The sequence below is a fragment of the Pseudidiomarina aestuarii genome, from assembly GCF_048263735.1.
In the GTDB taxonomy this organism is placed as follows: domain Bacteria; phylum Pseudomonadota; class Gammaproteobacteria; order Enterobacterales; family Alteromonadaceae; genus Pseudidiomarina; species Pseudidiomarina aestuarii_B.
The window spans coordinates 869,858-886,347 of record NZ_JBLXDX010000001.1 but is presented as its reverse complement, the minus strand read 5'-3'; the positions used below and the strand labels follow the sequence as shown (position 1 = coordinate 886,347).

General features: G+C 50.1%; 10 protein-coding genes. 3 read left to right on the top strand and 7 right to left on the bottom strand.

Features of this window, described 5'->3' with window-relative positions:
- Positions 1–37 precede the first annotated feature (37 nt).
- Genes ACN0S4_RS04090 through ACN0S4_RS04070 form a run of 5 tightly spaced genes read right to left on the bottom strand, consistent with a single transcriptional unit; the run spans position 38 to position 8,671 of the window.
- On the bottom strand, positions 38–787 hold the full coding sequence (locus ACN0S4_RS04090) for a 3',5'-cyclic-nucleotide phosphodiesterase (protein ID WP_417656438.1): 750 nt from the start codon (positions 785–787) through the stop codon (positions 38–40).
- Positions 784–2,337 carry an HD domain-containing phosphohydrolase gene (locus ACN0S4_RS04085; protein WP_417656437.1) on the bottom strand — a complete coding sequence of 518 codons (1,554 nt, stop codon included), beginning with the start codon at positions 2,335–2,337 and terminating at the stop codon, positions 784–786. The genes ACN0S4_RS04090 and ACN0S4_RS04085 overlap by 4 nt, the downstream gene beginning before the upstream one ends.
- Before the next feature lie 9 nt (positions 2,338–2,346).
- Positions 2,347–4,527: a CHASE2 domain-containing protein gene (locus tag ACN0S4_RS04080; protein WP_417656436.1), complete on the bottom strand. Its 2,181-nt coding sequence runs from the start codon at positions 4,525–4,527 to the stop codon at positions 2,347–2,349.
- Positions 4,524–7,595 carry an efflux RND transporter permease subunit gene (locus ACN0S4_RS04075; RefSeq protein ID WP_417656559.1) on the bottom strand — a complete coding sequence of 1,024 codons (3,072 nt, stop codon included), beginning with the start codon at positions 7,593–7,595 and terminating at the stop codon, positions 4,524–4,526. The genes ACN0S4_RS04080 and ACN0S4_RS04075 overlap by 4 nt, the downstream gene beginning before the upstream one ends.
- The gene (locus ACN0S4_RS04070) at positions 7,595–8,671 is read right to left on the bottom strand and encodes an efflux RND transporter periplasmic adaptor subunit (RefSeq protein ID WP_417656435.1); all 1,077 of its coding nucleotides are present in this window, start codon (positions 8,669–8,671) and stop codon (positions 7,595–7,597) included. The genes ACN0S4_RS04075 and ACN0S4_RS04070 overlap by 1 nt, the downstream gene beginning before the upstream one ends.
- Before the next feature lie 175 nt (positions 8,672–8,846).
- Here ACN0S4_RS04070 and ACN0S4_RS04065 point away from each other — a divergent pair, with 175 nt between their 5' ends.
- Positions 8,847–9,728, top strand: a complete 882-nt coding sequence (locus ACN0S4_RS04065; RefSeq protein ID WP_417656434.1) for a LysR family transcriptional regulator — start codon at positions 8,847–8,849, stop codon at positions 9,726–9,728.
- On the opposite strand, the gene ACN0S4_RS04060 is transcribed toward ACN0S4_RS04065, so the two are convergent.
- Entirely contained in the window at positions 9,660–10,007 is a 348-nt protein-coding gene (locus ACN0S4_RS04060) for a hypothetical protein (RefSeq protein WP_417656433.1), read from the bottom strand. The genes ACN0S4_RS04065 and ACN0S4_RS04060 overlap by 69 nt on opposite strands.
- A 275-nt stretch (positions 10,008–10,282) precedes the next feature.
- Between ACN0S4_RS04060 and ACN0S4_RS04055 the strand changes: the two genes are divergently transcribed.
- Both ACN0S4_RS04055 and acnB read left to right on the top strand, forming a co-directional pair.
- Positions 10,283–11,671, top strand: coding sequence for an alanine/glycine:cation symporter family protein (locus tag ACN0S4_RS04055; RefSeq protein WP_417656432.1), 1,389 nt, complete (start codon positions 10,283–10,285; stop codon positions 11,669–11,671).
- Between the two features lie 238 nt (positions 11,672–11,909).
- A complete protein-coding gene (acnB, locus tag ACN0S4_RS04050; protein ID WP_417656431.1) occupies positions 11,910–14,498 on the top strand; it encodes a bifunctional aconitate hydratase 2/2-methylisocitrate dehydratase in 2,589 nt (862 codons plus the stop codon).
- Positions 14,499–14,580: 82 nt separating this feature from the next.
- Here the strand turns inward: acnB and ACN0S4_RS04045 are convergent, their stop codons facing one another.
- On the bottom strand, positions 14,581–16,392 hold the full coding sequence (locus ACN0S4_RS04045; RefSeq protein WP_417656430.1) for a DUF885 domain-containing protein: 1,812 nt from the start codon (positions 16,390–16,392) through the stop codon (positions 14,581–14,583).
- Positions 16,393–16,490 lie beyond the last annotated feature (98 nt).

Genomic DNA, 16,490 nt, shown 5'->3' with positions numbered 1-16,490 from the left:
TGTGCGAATGAGGTCGTCATCAAGCTTCAGGTGGTGATCATTGCTCCAAATAACGCCACGGATAGTCCGCCAACAGCTCAGCTAACTCGGCACGGATTGCCGTCTCGTAGTTTGGTTTTAAATGAGCGACCAAAATTTCTTTAGGTTGATACTGCAATTGGTCGATAAATCGTTTCAATAATTCTGTGGTTAAGTGTTTGGAAAGCATCGCCATTTCATGCTGTGATTGCGGAAATGAGCATTCGATCACGAGCTGATCGGCAGGCGGGAGTTGATTCAAGGCATCAATCAAGTTGGCGTTGTAGGTGGTATCCGCGCAGTAAATTAAATGGTGGTCATCGATGCGAATACTAAAGCCAACCGTTGGCACCGTATGCTCCATAGTAATCGGCGTCACTTGCAAGTTCTCTACTGCGAAAGTTTTGCCGGGTTGCAGGGGTACCATGTCAATAATAGGTTGCTCGACATTGGGGAGTACCGTGAAATCAGGCCACACTTGCCAATTAAATATATGTTTACGGAGGACTTCCAATGTAGCGGGTTGTGCATACACGCGGACCGCCTGTTCTCGATAACCAATCACATTCGATAGAAAAGTGGCCAGTGCACTAATGTGATCCATGTGGGCATGCGTCAGCAAAATATGGTCAACTTGGCGCATGGCGTCGAGTGATAACTGCTCTAAGCCCGAACCTGCATCAATCAAAATGTTCGGTGTTAACTGGACGCAAGTACTCGGAGTACTGCCGCCGATGCCGCCGCTGCAGCCTAAAACATGTAAGTTCATCGTGCTGAGTACCCCGGTAACTGCGTTAAATCAACGGTATCGATTTGCTCAGGTTGCAAAAATTCTTGTGCATAATTCAAATAGACTTGCTTATCGACAAACAATCGGAACAGGTCCGCATCGAGATGATTGTTCTCAACCATTCGTCCCATAATGGTGAGGCTCTGTGACAGTGGCATCGGTTTTTTGTAGCTGCGCTCTGGTGCAGTCAACGCCTCGAACACGTCCGCAATCCCCATAATTCTCGCTGGTATCGACATTTGCTCTTTGGTGAGTCCACGTGGATAGCCATTGCCATCCATGCGCTCATGATGGCCACCAGCAAATTCTGGAACCCGTCGTAAATGCTTCGGAAACGGCAGTTTCTCGAGCATGTTGATGGTATGAACCATGTGGTCTTCCATAATTTTGCGTTCTTCTGCGGTGAGCGTGCCGCGGCGAATGGACAAAAACTCGACTTCTTGAGCAGTGAGCAGAGGTTGCTGCTCGCCCTCGAGCGTTGGATAGGTGCGAGTTGCAATACTTTGAACCCGCGCAACATCCTCATCGCTCATAAACTCTCCACCCGCATTGACGACGCGCAGGAACTCTAAGTCGTCGGCTAGCTCCTCGCGGCGGTTCGCCCATTCAGGTTGCGCTGCCAGCGCGGCAAAGCGTGCTTCAATAGTGCCAATACGGTCATAGATGGTCTCGAGTTTACGACTTTTTTCAACCACATGGGGAGGCGTGACGATTTTGCCACAATCATGCATCCATGCCGCTGTTTTAAGCTCGTATCGTTCGCGCTCGTCCATACTAAAGGATTCAATGCCAGGATACTGAGAACCACTTGCCGCATCAGCAATCATCAGAGTCAGCTCTGGGACACGTCGACAGTGTGCGCCCGTTTGTGGTGACTTCGCATCAATGGCCTCTGCTATGAGTTGTGTAAAACTCTCGAACAAGGTTTCCAGCTCGCGAATTAGGCGTTGGTTGGTGAGGGCAATTGCTGCTTGGGATGCGAGTGACTCGGCTAGTTCAATGTCATCATCGTAAAATGCGGTGGTTGCGCCATTTTCTAATTTGTTGATCAACTGGAGCGCGGCAATAACCTCATTTTCGTGATTGCGAAGCGGTATTACTAGAACCGATTCTGTGTGATAACCGGTTTTCTCATCGAATGCACGTGTGCCCGAGAAGTCGAAGCCTTCGGCATGGTAGGCGTCATCGATAACAATCGTTTTTTCATCTAACGCTGCACTCACCACAATCATCGAGTCGTTGGGTTTACCGTTCTTAAATAGTGGCAGTGGCGCGAACTTATCGGAAAGCGGCTCACCGGAGCCGCCATAGTGAATCTTGAGTTTGTCATTTTGCACGAGTGCGAAATGCAATGCGCGCTCGTTATCTTCGCCCTTCATTAAATACAAAGAGCCAGCGTCAGCTCCTGTAAGCTTCCGCGCACTGCTGAGAATCATCTCCAGCAATCTTAATGGATCGCGCTCAGCTGTTAGGGCAATACCAATGTGGTTTAAATAGCGAATCCGTTCCACTAAACGTTCAGTACTCATGACCTCAGCCTATTTTTGTTGGTGCGTAAACACGCCGTCCCAGTCCGGTGACGGTGGGTTCTTCTGATAATAGTTGCAGCGCTCTGCAAAGAGCAAACCGAGCGGGTCATTTGTAAGACTTTGGAAGGCTTGTTCAGCGTCAGCAAATTCTCCATTGCGATAGCAGTTCCATGCAAATTGAACTTGGGCAATGGTGGCTTGTTGCTCTGAGTCTAAAACTACTTGATACAACATGACTGGGGTCTCGCGCCCTTTGACTCGCACCAAATCAACTGGACGAATACTGAAGTCATGGTCATTGCCAAGGGCTCGCAGCGTATCATCGCTAATGAGAATCTCAGCACCATAAGTTTTGGTGAGTCCCTCAATACGCGAGCCTAGATTCACATTGTCGCCCAACACTGTGTAAGCCATGCGGAAGTCAGAACCCATGTTGCCAACATTCATCACCCCAGTATGAATACCAATTCCCATGGCAAGTTCAGGTAAGTTAGCTGCCATAAATTCTTGATTCGTTTTCCTGAGCGCCTGCTGCATGGCAATAGCACCTTGCACTGCATGAACTGCATGTTCCGGGTCGGTCAATGGTGCGCCCCAAAAAGCCATAACGGCATCACCCATGTATTTATCAATGGTGCCGCGATGTTCGTGAATGGCGCGCGTCACTGGCGACAACAATTGATTCATGACCGCGGTCAATTGAGCTGGTGGAATAGTCTCTGCAAATGAGGTGAAGTTACGAACATCTGAAAACAGTACGGTCAGCTCTTTTTCTTGACCGGTGAGGTCTTGCGCATCAGGCGCGGCAACAATATCGGCTACCAGCTCAGGTGGCACATACATGCCAAATTGCGACGCAACCTGGCGTTTCGCCTTGCTCTCGCGCCAGAAGTTTAGTGTTAGGTGCCAACCAGTTAGCAATACTATTAATACGACCCCTGAAGCGACGGGCAAGACCAGTCCTTGGCTCCAAGCAAACATATTGGCAGCAATATGAACAAACAGTATCACCAAGCTGGTAATAGCCAGCGCAAATGCTGGCAGTCGCGGGTACAACCAACTTAAAACTAAACCTAAAAGAACCAAACCGAGAAAGGTAATGGCGACCGCATAACCGGGCTCGCTTTTAAAGTTCATGGTTAGCAAGCCTGCTAGTACTGAAGCATGGATCTCCATACCGGGAAACACATTGGCAACGGGTGTCGCTCGTAGGTCCATCAATCCAGGTGCTGACGTGCCCAGAATAGCAATCCGATCTTGAAGCTTAGTCGCAATATTTGGGTCGCCGCGCAAAATGGCTGCGGCTGAAACTTTATCGAACGTATTTAGACCACCATACCAAGGCACTAACACCGCACCTGATGGGTCTGTCGGGTAGTAAAAGCCGCCCATATCGACGCCTTCCAGTTGCCACAATCCGCCTTCGAAGTGTGTATCGAGCGTGACCGGAGCTTGCCCAAGTAACGTTCGGACCATAGCTAATGGCAAACTTGGATAGAGTTGCTGATTAAATTCTTGTATCAGCGGGACACGACGAAATATCCCATCGCCGTCGACAGTAGGGTTATCGAAGAAGCCACCAGCCCAAGCGGATTCTTGCAGGGCTTGGATGTTACTCGCGTACCGGTCAGGACGCACCAGCGGCAGTTCTGCAAGTGGAGCTGAAGTATCTGTGGAAATGACTTCAAGGGGCGTGGGCAACATTCCCGTGCTGGTTGTTGCTGCGCCAGAACGCTCAAAGTAGAAACCGGTGACCACAGGGTAATTTGCTATTGCTCGCGCTAGCGCAGCATCACCAGTGGCAGGCAATGGTTCAGATAACAAAGCAGGAATACGTTGTTGTAATTGCTGCCATTGTGCTGCCAACAGGTTTTGTTCTTGCTCCGCAAATACTAAGTCAAAGCCGAGCATTTGCAGTTGATAGTCGTCAAAAGACTTTTCAACCAGCGTCGCTAATTGCTGCCGCGGCCAGGGCCATTGGCCATAGGCTTGCAAGCTAGCTTCATCAATATCGATCAGTACAAATTCTTGCGGGGCTTGGTTTGGCAGTGTTTGGTTGACGCGAATGTCGTAACTCATCCATTCCAACCGTTGCAGTAATTGCGTTGGCCACCAGCCAGTTTGTTCACCAGCTAGCCACAGCACAATGGCAAGACTTCCGACAAGTTGGAACCAGCGCGCCCGAATCATTTCACTCGCATCACCATGGCATACATTAAAGGAACAACGATTAGAGTCAGCATAGTCGCGAAACCTAATCCAAACATAATTACTACCGCCATACTGGCGAAAAAGTCATCAAACAGCAACGGTAACATTCCGACAATAGTGGTGACCGCGGTCATCGCCACTGGCCGGACACGGCTCACCGCGGCATCAACCAGTGCTTGCATTTCCGCTTTGCCTGAAGCGAGCTCAACTCGAACTTGCTCCAGTAACACGACACCATTCTTGATGAGCATCCCCGATAAACTGAGAAAGCCGAGCAGTGCCATAAAGCCGAAAGGTTGACCGGTGACGACTAAGCCCAATGTTACACCAATAATGCTGAGCGGTACCGTAGTCCATAATACCCCAGCTTGGCGAATTGAACTGAATAACAACACGGTAATGATAAACATCACCAAGAAGGCCAGTGGGAGCGCTTGGAAAACAGCCCCCGTGGCTTTTTGTGAGGCTTCGAATTCACCACCCCACTGCAACTCATACCCAATCGGTAAGTCAATCGCTTCAATAGCTGGGCGGATCCGTTGCAAGACTTGTGCTGGCGTTTCATCACCAAATATATCGTGATCCGCCATGACCGTCAGTGTGCGTTTGCGATCACGCCGCATGATCAGGTTGTCCTCGACCCCCAGATCAATGGCCGAAACTACTTGGCCAAGCGGAATATACTGATTCAGCGCCGAACTATAAATTTGCAGCTCAGACCAATCGTTGAGGTCGGTACGCTCGACTGCGGGGGCGCGCACGACAATCGGCAATAAATCCGTACCATCACGGAACACTCCAACCGTTTGACCGGAAAAATTGCGCTTCAGTGCATCATTCACGTCTGCTTTGGTAATGCCCAGGCGCCGCGCCGATGCCTCGTTGAATTGGGGCTCGAGAATCTTCGTGCGCTGACGCCAATTATCCCGCAAATTTCGAACGCCCGGGTCGGCTGCCATAATGTCACGCGCTTGCTCACCAAGTTGGCGCAAGACGTCTGGGTCTGAGCCAATAAAACGCGCCTCAATTTTGGCTGCCTGCGCGGGACCCATCTCGACTGGCTTAAATTTGAATTCGACGTCCGGTTGTTCCGCATGCAAATGCTCTTCGAAATCAAGTAGAACGGTTTCGAGCGCATCCATATCGGCACCGCGAAGAATCAACTGTGCATAACTTTCATAGGCCTTTTCGACCATGTAGGTCAGCGTCATCCGCGGTCCGCCTTGTCCAATGGTGGTGGCGACAAACTCGAGCTCACCGGAATCGCTATGGCGCTCCAGTAAATAGTGCTCCAACTGTCGCACAAACTGTTCCGTTGCTCGAATATCAGTGCCTTGTGGATACCAGAGATCCACGTATGCAATGGGGGTAGTAGAGGGCGGGAAAAACGACTGCTTCACCGTGCTAAATCCAGCACCGGCGAGAACCAGTAATCCCAGCATCACCAGCATGGTGGTTTTGCGCCAATTCAAAAAAGCCAATAGGGCTTGTTGATACGCTCGAAAAAACCAATGATCGTAGACGTTGTCATCGTCTGCCAAGTCACTGGCGCGGCGGGCACGGGCATCCGAGCGATACAATAAATTGCCGAGAAACGGGGTTAGTGTGAGAGCGGTAAACCAACTTAAGAGCAATGAAATGAATAAGACCCAAAACAATGAATTCGCATATTCACCGCTAGCATCTTTCGACAAGCCGATAGGTGCGAATGCGATGATCGCGATAATGGTGGCGCCCAACAGCGGCCACATATTTTGTTGCACCACTTGCGCCGCTGCTTGAATTCGCGTCAGTCCGCGCCGCACCCCAACCAACATCCCTTCAGCGATTACGATCGCATTATCCACCAACATCCCGAGCGCAATGATGAGTGCACCGAGTGACACGCGTTGTAATTGAATATCCGCCAAATACATAAACAAGAAGCTACCCAATACCGTCAGCAGCAAGACGCTGCCAATCAACACGCCGCTGCGCAGTCCCATGCTTAAGAGCAGGGCGACCACAACAATCACCACGGCTTCTGCGAGGTTGATCAGAAAGCTCTGGACGGAGTTTTCAACTTCAGCAGGTTGGTTATAAATTGAATGAATCGACATTCCCACCGGTTGGGCATATTTGAGCTCGTTGAGCTTGGCTTGAATGCGTTCACCCACGGTAACGACATTCACATCTTCGGCAAAAGAAATACCCAACCACAAGGCTTGATCGCCTTGATAGCGAACCCGATGTGTCGGTATCTCTTTATAGTCACGACTAATGGTCGCGACATCGCGCAGTAAAATGCGCTCATCGGCGCCGGGGTTACTAATGAGCAGATTGGCTAAATCATCTACTGTGGCAAATTCGCCGCTGGTTTGAATTCTTAGCCGCTCGCTGCCAATTTGGATACGGCCTGCATCACTAACCGCGTTCTGCGTTTGCAGTAAGTTCACCACTTGTTGAGGGGCAATGCCGACATTCGCTAACCGTGAGCGCGAGACTTCAACGATCACTTGCTCGTCTTGCTTGCCTGCTACCGTGACTTTGCCGATACCTTTCACGAGGACCAATTCACGCCGCAAGAAATCGGTATAGTCGGCAATATCCTGATAGGTGTAGCCTGCGCCGGTCACCGCAAGCGTAATTCCATACACATCAGCAAAATCATCCCGAATCATAGGTTCGCCGGTACCGGGCGGAAGATGCCGACGGTTATCCGAAATTTTGCGCCGGAGCTGATCCCAAATTTGTGGCATGTCCTCTTCACGATAGGTGGTTTGGATTTCCACTTGAATTTGGCTCAGGCCCGGTTGTGAGATCGAGGTGATGTGATCCACCTCACTCATTTCTTGAATTGCGTTCTCGAGTCGGTAGGTGACTTCTTCTTCAACTTGCTGTGCAGTCGCGCCGGGGTAGGGGGTGATAATAAGCGCTTGTTTGAGCGTGAACTCGGGATCTTCGAGACGCCCCATTTGCTGTAGAGCAAATACACCACCGAGCAGTAAAATAACAATCAGTAGCCAACTGGTGGTGCTGCGTTTAATACTATAGCGAGCGATATTGATCACAAGCCGCGCTCCCGCAGCCAAGGCCGCACGCGTTGTCCATCATTCAGTTGATAGACGCCAGCAGTCACTACTTGCTCGCCCGCGTAGAGACCACTCGTGATCTCAACGCCTTGATTGGTCACAGCGCCAGTTTCAACGGCGCGCTTGGCAACAGTGCCTGACTGGTCGTCATACACCCAAACAAAGTAGCCCTGTGCCTGTTCCACTTCACTTGGGGAAAACAGGGCCGTGGTCGGAACCAACAGCGCATTCGTGAGTTGTTGTGATACCGCATCCATATCGACACGCAGGGTCGCTGACATACCCGGCAAAACATTAAACTCGGTCGGACTCGGCAGAGTAAACACGACCTTATAGGTATTGGTTGCTGGATCGGCGGTGGTATCGAATTCTTTCAGGGTTGCGGGGAACGTTTGTTCTGGAGCTGCAGCAAAAATGACATCCGGCTGATAGTTGTTGTTGGTATTTCGCTGTACCCTTGCAAACAAGCTTTCCGGTACTCGAATACTGATATCGATAGCATCGCTCATTTGCAGCGTGGCAATTTGTCGTTGCGGCTGCACAGTTTCAAAATTCTCGACAAAAACATGCGCAATCACGCCAGCGAAGGGCGCCCGTAACTCGGTGTATTGCAGATTGGTTTTCGCGGTTTCTAGATTTGCGCGAGAGACTTCCAAGTTCGCTTTCACCTCATCAAATTGCTGCGGTGAAATGACGCCTTGTTCGACTAAATTCTCGGTTCGTTGATACTGAGCCAGTGCCAAGTCATAGCGCGCCTGAGCTTGGTCAACCACCAACTGATAATCCTTCGGGTCCAGCTTTGCGATTAAATCGCCTTGCTCCACGTCGGTTCCTGCCCGCGCTGGAAACGCTTGAATCTCGCCACCCACGCGAAACGCTAGTTGCGCCACCTGCGCCGCTTCAACCACAGCAGGAAACTCCCGAAGGCGCTGCCCATCCCCTGTAGTGACGGTATGGAGTTTGACCGGTTGCACAACAGGCTCAACCGCACTAGCGGGAACACCGTCGCTACACCCAACCAGCAGCAACAAAACAAGTCCAAAGAAACGCATGTAACCTCCGGTGAATAGTGAACAGTGAATAGTGAATAGACAAAAATGTAACCGGGAGCTCAGACATGTTTTCTGTTCACCGTTCACTATTTACCATTCACTTTCCCAAAAGATTTTACTCTTCTTGATATTAAGTTATATTGAATTATTCTAATCAAGATATTAAGTATTAATTATGAAGATTCAGCAGTTACAGATGCTTGATGCGTTAGCCGATACCGGCAGCCTGCAGGGCGCTGCCGATCAGCTCCATCGTACTCAAGCTGCCGTCAGTATGGCGTTAAAAAAGCTGGAGGAGCAGGCTGGATTTCCGCTCTTTGATCGCACTGGCTATCGGCTAGTATTGACGCCGCGGGGCGAGCAATTTTTGCGGCAAGCCCGCGAGGTCTTGCGACAGCAGCAGCGACTGCAGTCGTTGACCCAACAGTTACAAACTGGAGCAGAACCACAGCTCCGAGTGAGCTATGACCATACTTGCTCGCCAAGTTTATTATTCAATGCCATGCGACAAGTGCAGGAATGTTTCCCTGCCACCGAACTATTGCTCAGTGGTGAGTCACAGTTGAAGTCACTACGCGCCATTCGCGAGGGTGAGGCCGATCTAGCTTTGTGTCCGTGGCTGCCAGTGTTTCGGCAACATGGTGATTTTGAAACACGCTTGGTGCGTCCGTTTGAGCTCTTTGTGGTGATGTCGCCACGGCTTGCCGAGCGTTTTGGTGGTGTACCGACGCATCGCTCCGAGTTGTTAGAAATGCCAATGTTGATGCCACAAGATCAGGATGTGGGAATCAATATGGATCGCATGATGCGAATGCCAGGCCAACAGCGAATTCGGGTGAATGATTCAATCGCTCAACGCGAATTGCTGCTGGCTGACATGGGTTGGGGCATTATCCCAAGTGACTTGGTCGGTGATGCGCTCGCTCGCGGCGACTTAGTGCGCATCGAAATTCCCGGTTTCATCAACCAAGTACACCTCGAAATTCATTTAGTACGTTCGGCGGAACGGATCGCGGGCCCAGCTGCGAACCTCATCTGGCGTACTTTCGATGGGTGAAATGAGGCGCGCTACTAAGCCAGTCATTCTCATTTCAGCACCAATGGCTTGTACGTTCTCATTCGCTTCTAAAATCGTATCGATACGCGCATCGGCGATGATTTCGCTACTCGCGTTGGCAATATCGACCATCAGCGTTTCCACCTGATTCTCGAGAGAGTAGGTGTACACATAACGCTGCATTGGCGCTTCATACTGATACGATTGAATAGGTGCACTGACTGCTACCGAGCTCATCAATGCCGCTGCAAATACAGATAACAAAGTTAAAGTTTTCATCACTAGGCCCCCCACTTGACCGTTACTACTTAAGATAGATCAAACATGTGAAAGGTTTATGTCACGGCTATGTATCTTCGCAAGCAAGTGTAAGCAAACGTAAAAAGTCCGGTGAACAGTGAATCGTGAACAGTGAATAGAAAAGATAATGACCAAAACAAAGACTGAGCTCTCATCACTTTTGTCTTTAGATCTCGCTTTCCCATTACCTATTCACTGTTCACTGTTTACCGTAATTAGTCTATGGTTAGTCGAAACAACCTACAGGCTACCGCATGTCTTTTACTCAGTCGTTTACCGAATTTTCTGCTGGTGTTGCTGCTGTTGTGTTCTCAACCATCCCCGTCAATGGCGCCGAGATCCCGCTGGTGGTGATTTGGCTATTCGGTGGCGCGATTGTTTTTACGGTTGGTCTTGGCTTTATCAATATCCGTGGCTTCTGGCACGGCGTCCAAGTGCTGCGAGGCAAGTTCCGAAAGGAGGATTCAGCGGGTGAAATAAGCCCGTTTCAAGCACTCACTACCGCACTTTCTGGCACCGTTGGTACGGGTAACATCGCTGGTGTCGCTATTGCCATTACCTTAGGTGGGCCTGGTGCAACATTCTGGATGATTGTCGCGGGCTTATTCTCCATGGCCACCAAATTCATGGAAGTTTCGCTCGCAGTTAAATATCGCCAGATCAATGCCGATGGCAGCATTGCCGGTGGCCCCATGTATTACATGCGCGATGCATTTAAAGCACGAGGCTGGCCAAAGTTTGGCGCGGTATTAGCCGTCATTTTCTCGATCTTTTGCGTCTTCGGTTCCATCGCGTTCGGTAACGTTAACCAAGGCTTCGTGCAATTCAGTACCGTCACAGGTTTTGATAATTCCATCATCTACGGTGTCGTTTACGGCAGCCTAGTGGCGGTTGTTATTATTGGCGGTATCAAACGTATTGCCGACGTCACCAGTAAATTAGTTCCAAGTATGCTGGCGCTGTATTTCGGTGCTTCTTTATATATTTTGGCTATGAATGCTGGAGCCATACCGGGCGCCTTCGTTCTTATTGTCGAATCTGCGCTGCAGCCCGACGCAGCATACGGTGGCTTCATTGGCGTCATGATTATGGGGATTCGCCGCGCGACCTATTCCAATGAGGCGGGCACTGGTTCCTCTCCCATCGCGCATGCTGCAGCTAAAGTCGATGAACCCATTCAGCAAGGCTTCGTTGCCATGCTCGAGCCTTTTATCGATACTGTTATTATCTGCACGATTACGGCGCTGGTAATCATCGTAACTGGCGCTTATCAAATCGATAACGTGGACGGTATCGCCATTACCTCTTATGCCTTTACCACTTCGTTTAGCTGGTTCCCGTGGGTGCTCACACTCATCATTCTTTTGTTTGGGTTCTCCACCGTCATCAGCGTCTCGTACTATGGCAACAAAGCTTGGGGATACCTGTTTGGTGAACGCTACGAAGTACTCCTGACCCACAAAATTCTCTACTGCATCACCGTCGCGATGGCTGCGTCCGTCGATATCCTCGCCATCGTCGATATCACTGACTCGCTGTTCTTCCTGATGGCAGTGCCGAACATCCTCGCGCTCTATTTGCTGCTACCGGAAGTGCGCCGCGACCTGAGGGACTACCGCTCAAAACTGGTGAACAGTGAATAGGGAACAGGCTGGTGAACAGTGAACAGGGAACAGATAATAGAAAAGTCAAAACCTAAAACCTAAAATCTAAAACGGAGAGCTATTGATTTTTGGCTTTTCTATTATCTGTTCCCTGTTCACTATTCACTGTCTTTATAAGCTACATTCTGCTTTATATTGTCCGATGAATTTTATTCTCACCGTAAAACCCCTATAATTGCGCCACTTTTTAACAGCGCAACAGTGAAGGGGTATATCAGTGCTGCAAGATTATCGTAAGCATGTTGACGAGCGGGCCGCAGAAGGCATTCCGCCAAAACCATTAACAGCAGAACAAGTTGCTGATTTAGTTGAACTATTAAAGAATCCTCCTGCAGGCGAAGAAGACTTTCTCGTCGAGCTATTGTCAGAACGCGTTCCTCCCGGTGTTGATGAAGCGGCTTACGTTAAAGCAGGCTTTTTAGCGGCTATCGTCAAGGGCGAAGCACAGTCACCAGTCATCAGCAAAGAAGCAGCTGTGAAGTTACTAGGCAATATGCACGGTGGCTACAATATCGTGACTTTGGTTGAGCTATTAGATGACGCTGAATTGGCGCCATTAGCGGCAAAAGAACTCAAGCATACCTTGCTCATGTTTGACGCATTCCATGACGTCGAAGAGAAAATGAATGCAGGTAACGCCATCGCGAAGGAAGTCGTGGAATCATGGGCGAACGCAGAATGGTTTACTGGCCGTAATGAACTCCCAGAAAAAATCACTGCAACCGTATTCAAAGTCACCGGCGAGACCAATACCGATGATTTGTCACCTGCACCAGATGCATGGTCACGTCCAGATATCCCATTGCATGCCAAAGCTATGTACAAAATGCCACGTGAAGGCATTACTGACGCGGCTAAGCAAATTGATGAATTGAAAGCTAAAGGTCACCCGGTTGCATTTGTCGGTGATGTTGTAGGTACCGGTTCTTCACGCAAATCAGCCACCAACTCAGTGTTGTGGTTCATTGGTGAAGACATGCCAGGCACGCCGAACAAGCGCGCTGGCGGTATTTGTATCGGTAGCAAAGTGGCACCTATTTTCTTCAACACCATGAAGGACGCCGGTGCGTTAGTCTTTGAAGCTGACGTCGAACAAATGAACATGGGTGATGTGATCACCATCTACCCATACGCAGGCAAAATTGAAAACGAAGCTGGCGCCGTCATTGCTGAATATGACTATGCATCACGTGTGATTCTCGATGAAGTTCGTGCCGGTGGCCGTATCAACTTGATCATCGGTCGTGGTTTGACAGAAAAAGCGCGTGAATCACTGGGCTTAGGTCCATCCGATTTATTCTTGAAGCCAGAACAACCAGCGGACAGTGGCAAAGGCTACACGTTGGCACAGAAAATGGTCGGTAAAGCTTGTGGTATGACTGGCGTTCGTCCAGGCACTTACTGCGAACCTAAAATGACCACGGTAGGCTCACAAGACACCACGGGTCCAATGACGCGTGATGAACTGAAAGACCTAGCTTGTTTGGGCTTCAGTGCCGATTTGACCATGCAGTCATTCTGTCACACTGCGGCGTATCCGAAGCCAGTCGACATCGAAACACAACATACATTGCCTGACTTCATCATGAATCGCGGCGGTGTTAGCTTGCGTCCAGGTGACGGCATTATCCACAGTTGGTTGAACCGCATGTTGTTGCCTGACACCGTTGGTACTGGTGGTGACTCACACACCCGCTTCCCACTGGGTATTTCATTCCCTGCGGGTTCTGGTTTGGTTGCATTCGCCGCGGCAACCGGTGTGATGCCACTGGATATGCCAGAGTCAGTGCTGGTGCGCTTCAAAGGTGAAATGCAGCCGGGTATCACACTGCGTGACCTTGTGCATGCCATTCCATTATTTGCGATTAAAGAAGGTTTGTTGACCGTTGAAAAACGCGGCAAGAAAAACATCTTCTCAGGTCGAATTCTCGAAATCGAAGGTCTCGATCATTTGACCGTCGAGCAGGCGTTTGAGTTGTCGGATGCATCAGCAGAGCGCTCTGCTGCAGGCTGTACCATCAACTTGTCTGAAGAGTCGGTCGCGGAATACCTGCGTTCGAACATCACTATGTTGCGTTGGATGATCAACGAAGGCTACGGTGATGTGCGTACGTTGGAACGTCGTGCTCGTAAAATGGAAGAGTGGATTGCGAATCCAAGTCTAATGCGTGCCGATGCTGATGCTGAATACTCACAAATGATTGAGATCGACTTGGCCGATATTAAAGAGCCAATCGTCTGTTGTCCAAATGACCCTGATGACGCGAAATTCTTAAGCGAAGTCGCAGGCGATAAAGTAGACGAAGTATTCATCGGTTCATGTATGACCAACATCGGTCACTTCCGCGCCGCAGGTAAGTTGTTGGAGAAGAACCAAGACGAATTAAATACCCGTCTGTGGATTGCTCCACCAACCAAAATGGACGAAGCACAGTTACGCGAAGAAGGTTACTACAATATCTACGCCAATAACGGTGTGCGCACTGAGATGCCAGGCTGTTCATTATGTATGGGTAACCAAGCTCGTGTTGAAGCCGGTGCTACTGTACTCTCGACTTCTACGCGTAACTTCCCGAACCGCCTTGGTGACGGAGCGAACGTATATCTGACCTCTGCTGAACTAGCCGCTGTTGGCGCAATTTTGGGTAAACTCCCAACGCCAGCCGAGTACATGGAGTATGCGCAAGACATTAACTCGATGGCAGGTGAAGTCTACAAATACCTCAACTTCGATCAGATGGATGCGTTCCGCCAAGCAGAAGCTGCTGCGAAAGCGAACATCATACCAACCATCCAGGTTGCATAAAAAAAGGGGCTTCGGCCCCTTTTTTGTGAACGGTGAATAGTGAACAGTGAATGGAACAGCAAACCTACTGACGAACTCAGTCTTAGCTTTCGGTTTGTCTATTCCCTGTTCCCTGTTCACTTTTCACCATCTTTATCCAGCTGTTGATTTCTTCCTCTAGCACATCCAGCGGGATGCTGCCGTTGCGCAGCACTACCTCGTGGAACTCACGCAGATCGAAGGCCGTGCCGAGTTCTTGTTCCGCTTTGGCGCGCAGGTCGCGAATCAACATCTCACCCAGTTTGTATGACAATGCTTGGCCGGGCCAGGTGATGTAACGGTCGATTTCCGTTTTCACGTTGTGCAAGCTTAACGCGGTATTGCTCGCCATAAAGTCCAATGCTTCTTGGCGCGTCCAACCCATCGCATGCATGCCAGTGTCGACAACTAAGCGTGCGGCACGCCACATTTCATAGCTTAAGCGCCCGAAGTTGCTGTAAGGGTCCTGATAGAACCCAGCTTCCAAGCCAAGCCACTCGGCATAGAGCCCCCATCCTTCGCCAAAGGCGGAGATATAGGTTTGTTGACGGTAACTCGGAACGCCTTCCATTTCGCGGGCTAATGCGCCTTGTAAATGGTGCCCCGGCACTGCCTCGTGCAGTGTTAAAGCCTCCATTTCATAAAGCGGGCGACGGTCTAGCGCATAGGTATTTACCCAATAAAAGCTGGCGCGATCATCGCGGCTCGTACCTGCGTAGCGGCCAGTAGTGTACTTCGGTGCAATTTCAGCAGGAACTGGAGCGATGCCATAAGGCTGACGCGGTAGCGTTTTAAAGAATTGCGGCATGACGCCGTCGGCCTTCTTGGCAATGAAGGCTGCTTCCTTCAGCAATTCTTCAGCCGTTTCTGGATAGAACTGTGGATCCGTCCGCAGGAACTCGACAAATTCGGCGAAACTGCCATCGAAGCCGGTGTCGGCAATTACTTTGTCCATTTCGGCGCGGATCCGTTTGACCTCGGCTAATCCACGCTTGTGAATCTCCTCCGGCGTGAGATCAAGTGTGGTGAAGTGGCGAATACGGTTTTGATAATAGTCACGGCCATTGGGCAACTCAGATGCACCAATGGTGTCGCGACTATTCGGCAAATACTCCATTACCATAAAGTTAAAATAGTCTTGATACGCAGGTATTACTTGGCGGTCGATGATTTGCCGAGCTTCCGCTTGCAGCTCCGTCCATTGTGTCTCAGTAAGAAAATTGGGGCGCTGTTCGAATGGATCGTAGAACAAGCTTTCTTCAGGGCGCTGCGCAATAAAGGCAGTAATACTGTCTTCAAATCCAACCATTGACGCTTTTGGTTGGGTGTAGCCTTCCACTAAGCCCAGGCGCTGCCACTCGGTTTGCTGCTCCATGTAGCGAGGAATAGACGCCAAACGAGACAAATAATTCTGATAGTCTTCAAGCGAGCGCAACGAACTATTACGCACCATAAAGCCCAAGTTACTGTGGAATCCACCCTCTGCATTCAGCGGTTGGTAGTGCTCGTTAAACCGAAAGCCATCGACGCTGTTTTGCAGTCGATAGGTGAGCATCCGCCAGTTAATTTGATTCGCGCGTGACAGTGCGTCGACATTAACTTGCTGCAACTCCGCTAACCAGGCTTCTTGCTCGGCAGCTCTCTTAGCTAACGCTGTGGCAGACATGTCTGGCAAACTATCCGCACCGGTCGAGCGGCTCTGCGCTTGCATTTGTTCCCAAATACTATCGGCAAGCGTCGTGAATGCTTGGTCGGCGGTTTGTACCGTTGTTTGCGGCTGAGGTTGAGCGGCCGTGGTGTTCTGCGGTGCGGTTGCACAGGCGTTCAAACCCAATGCAACGAGGATAGCGACAGAAGTATAGGTCAATCGAGTCATCGGTTATGCTACCTTATTCTTTTTGTTCGAATTCTAATTCACTGCGGCCATTGTATGTGACAAACTAACCGCTGCAAGTTGAAACTTCATGCAATTGA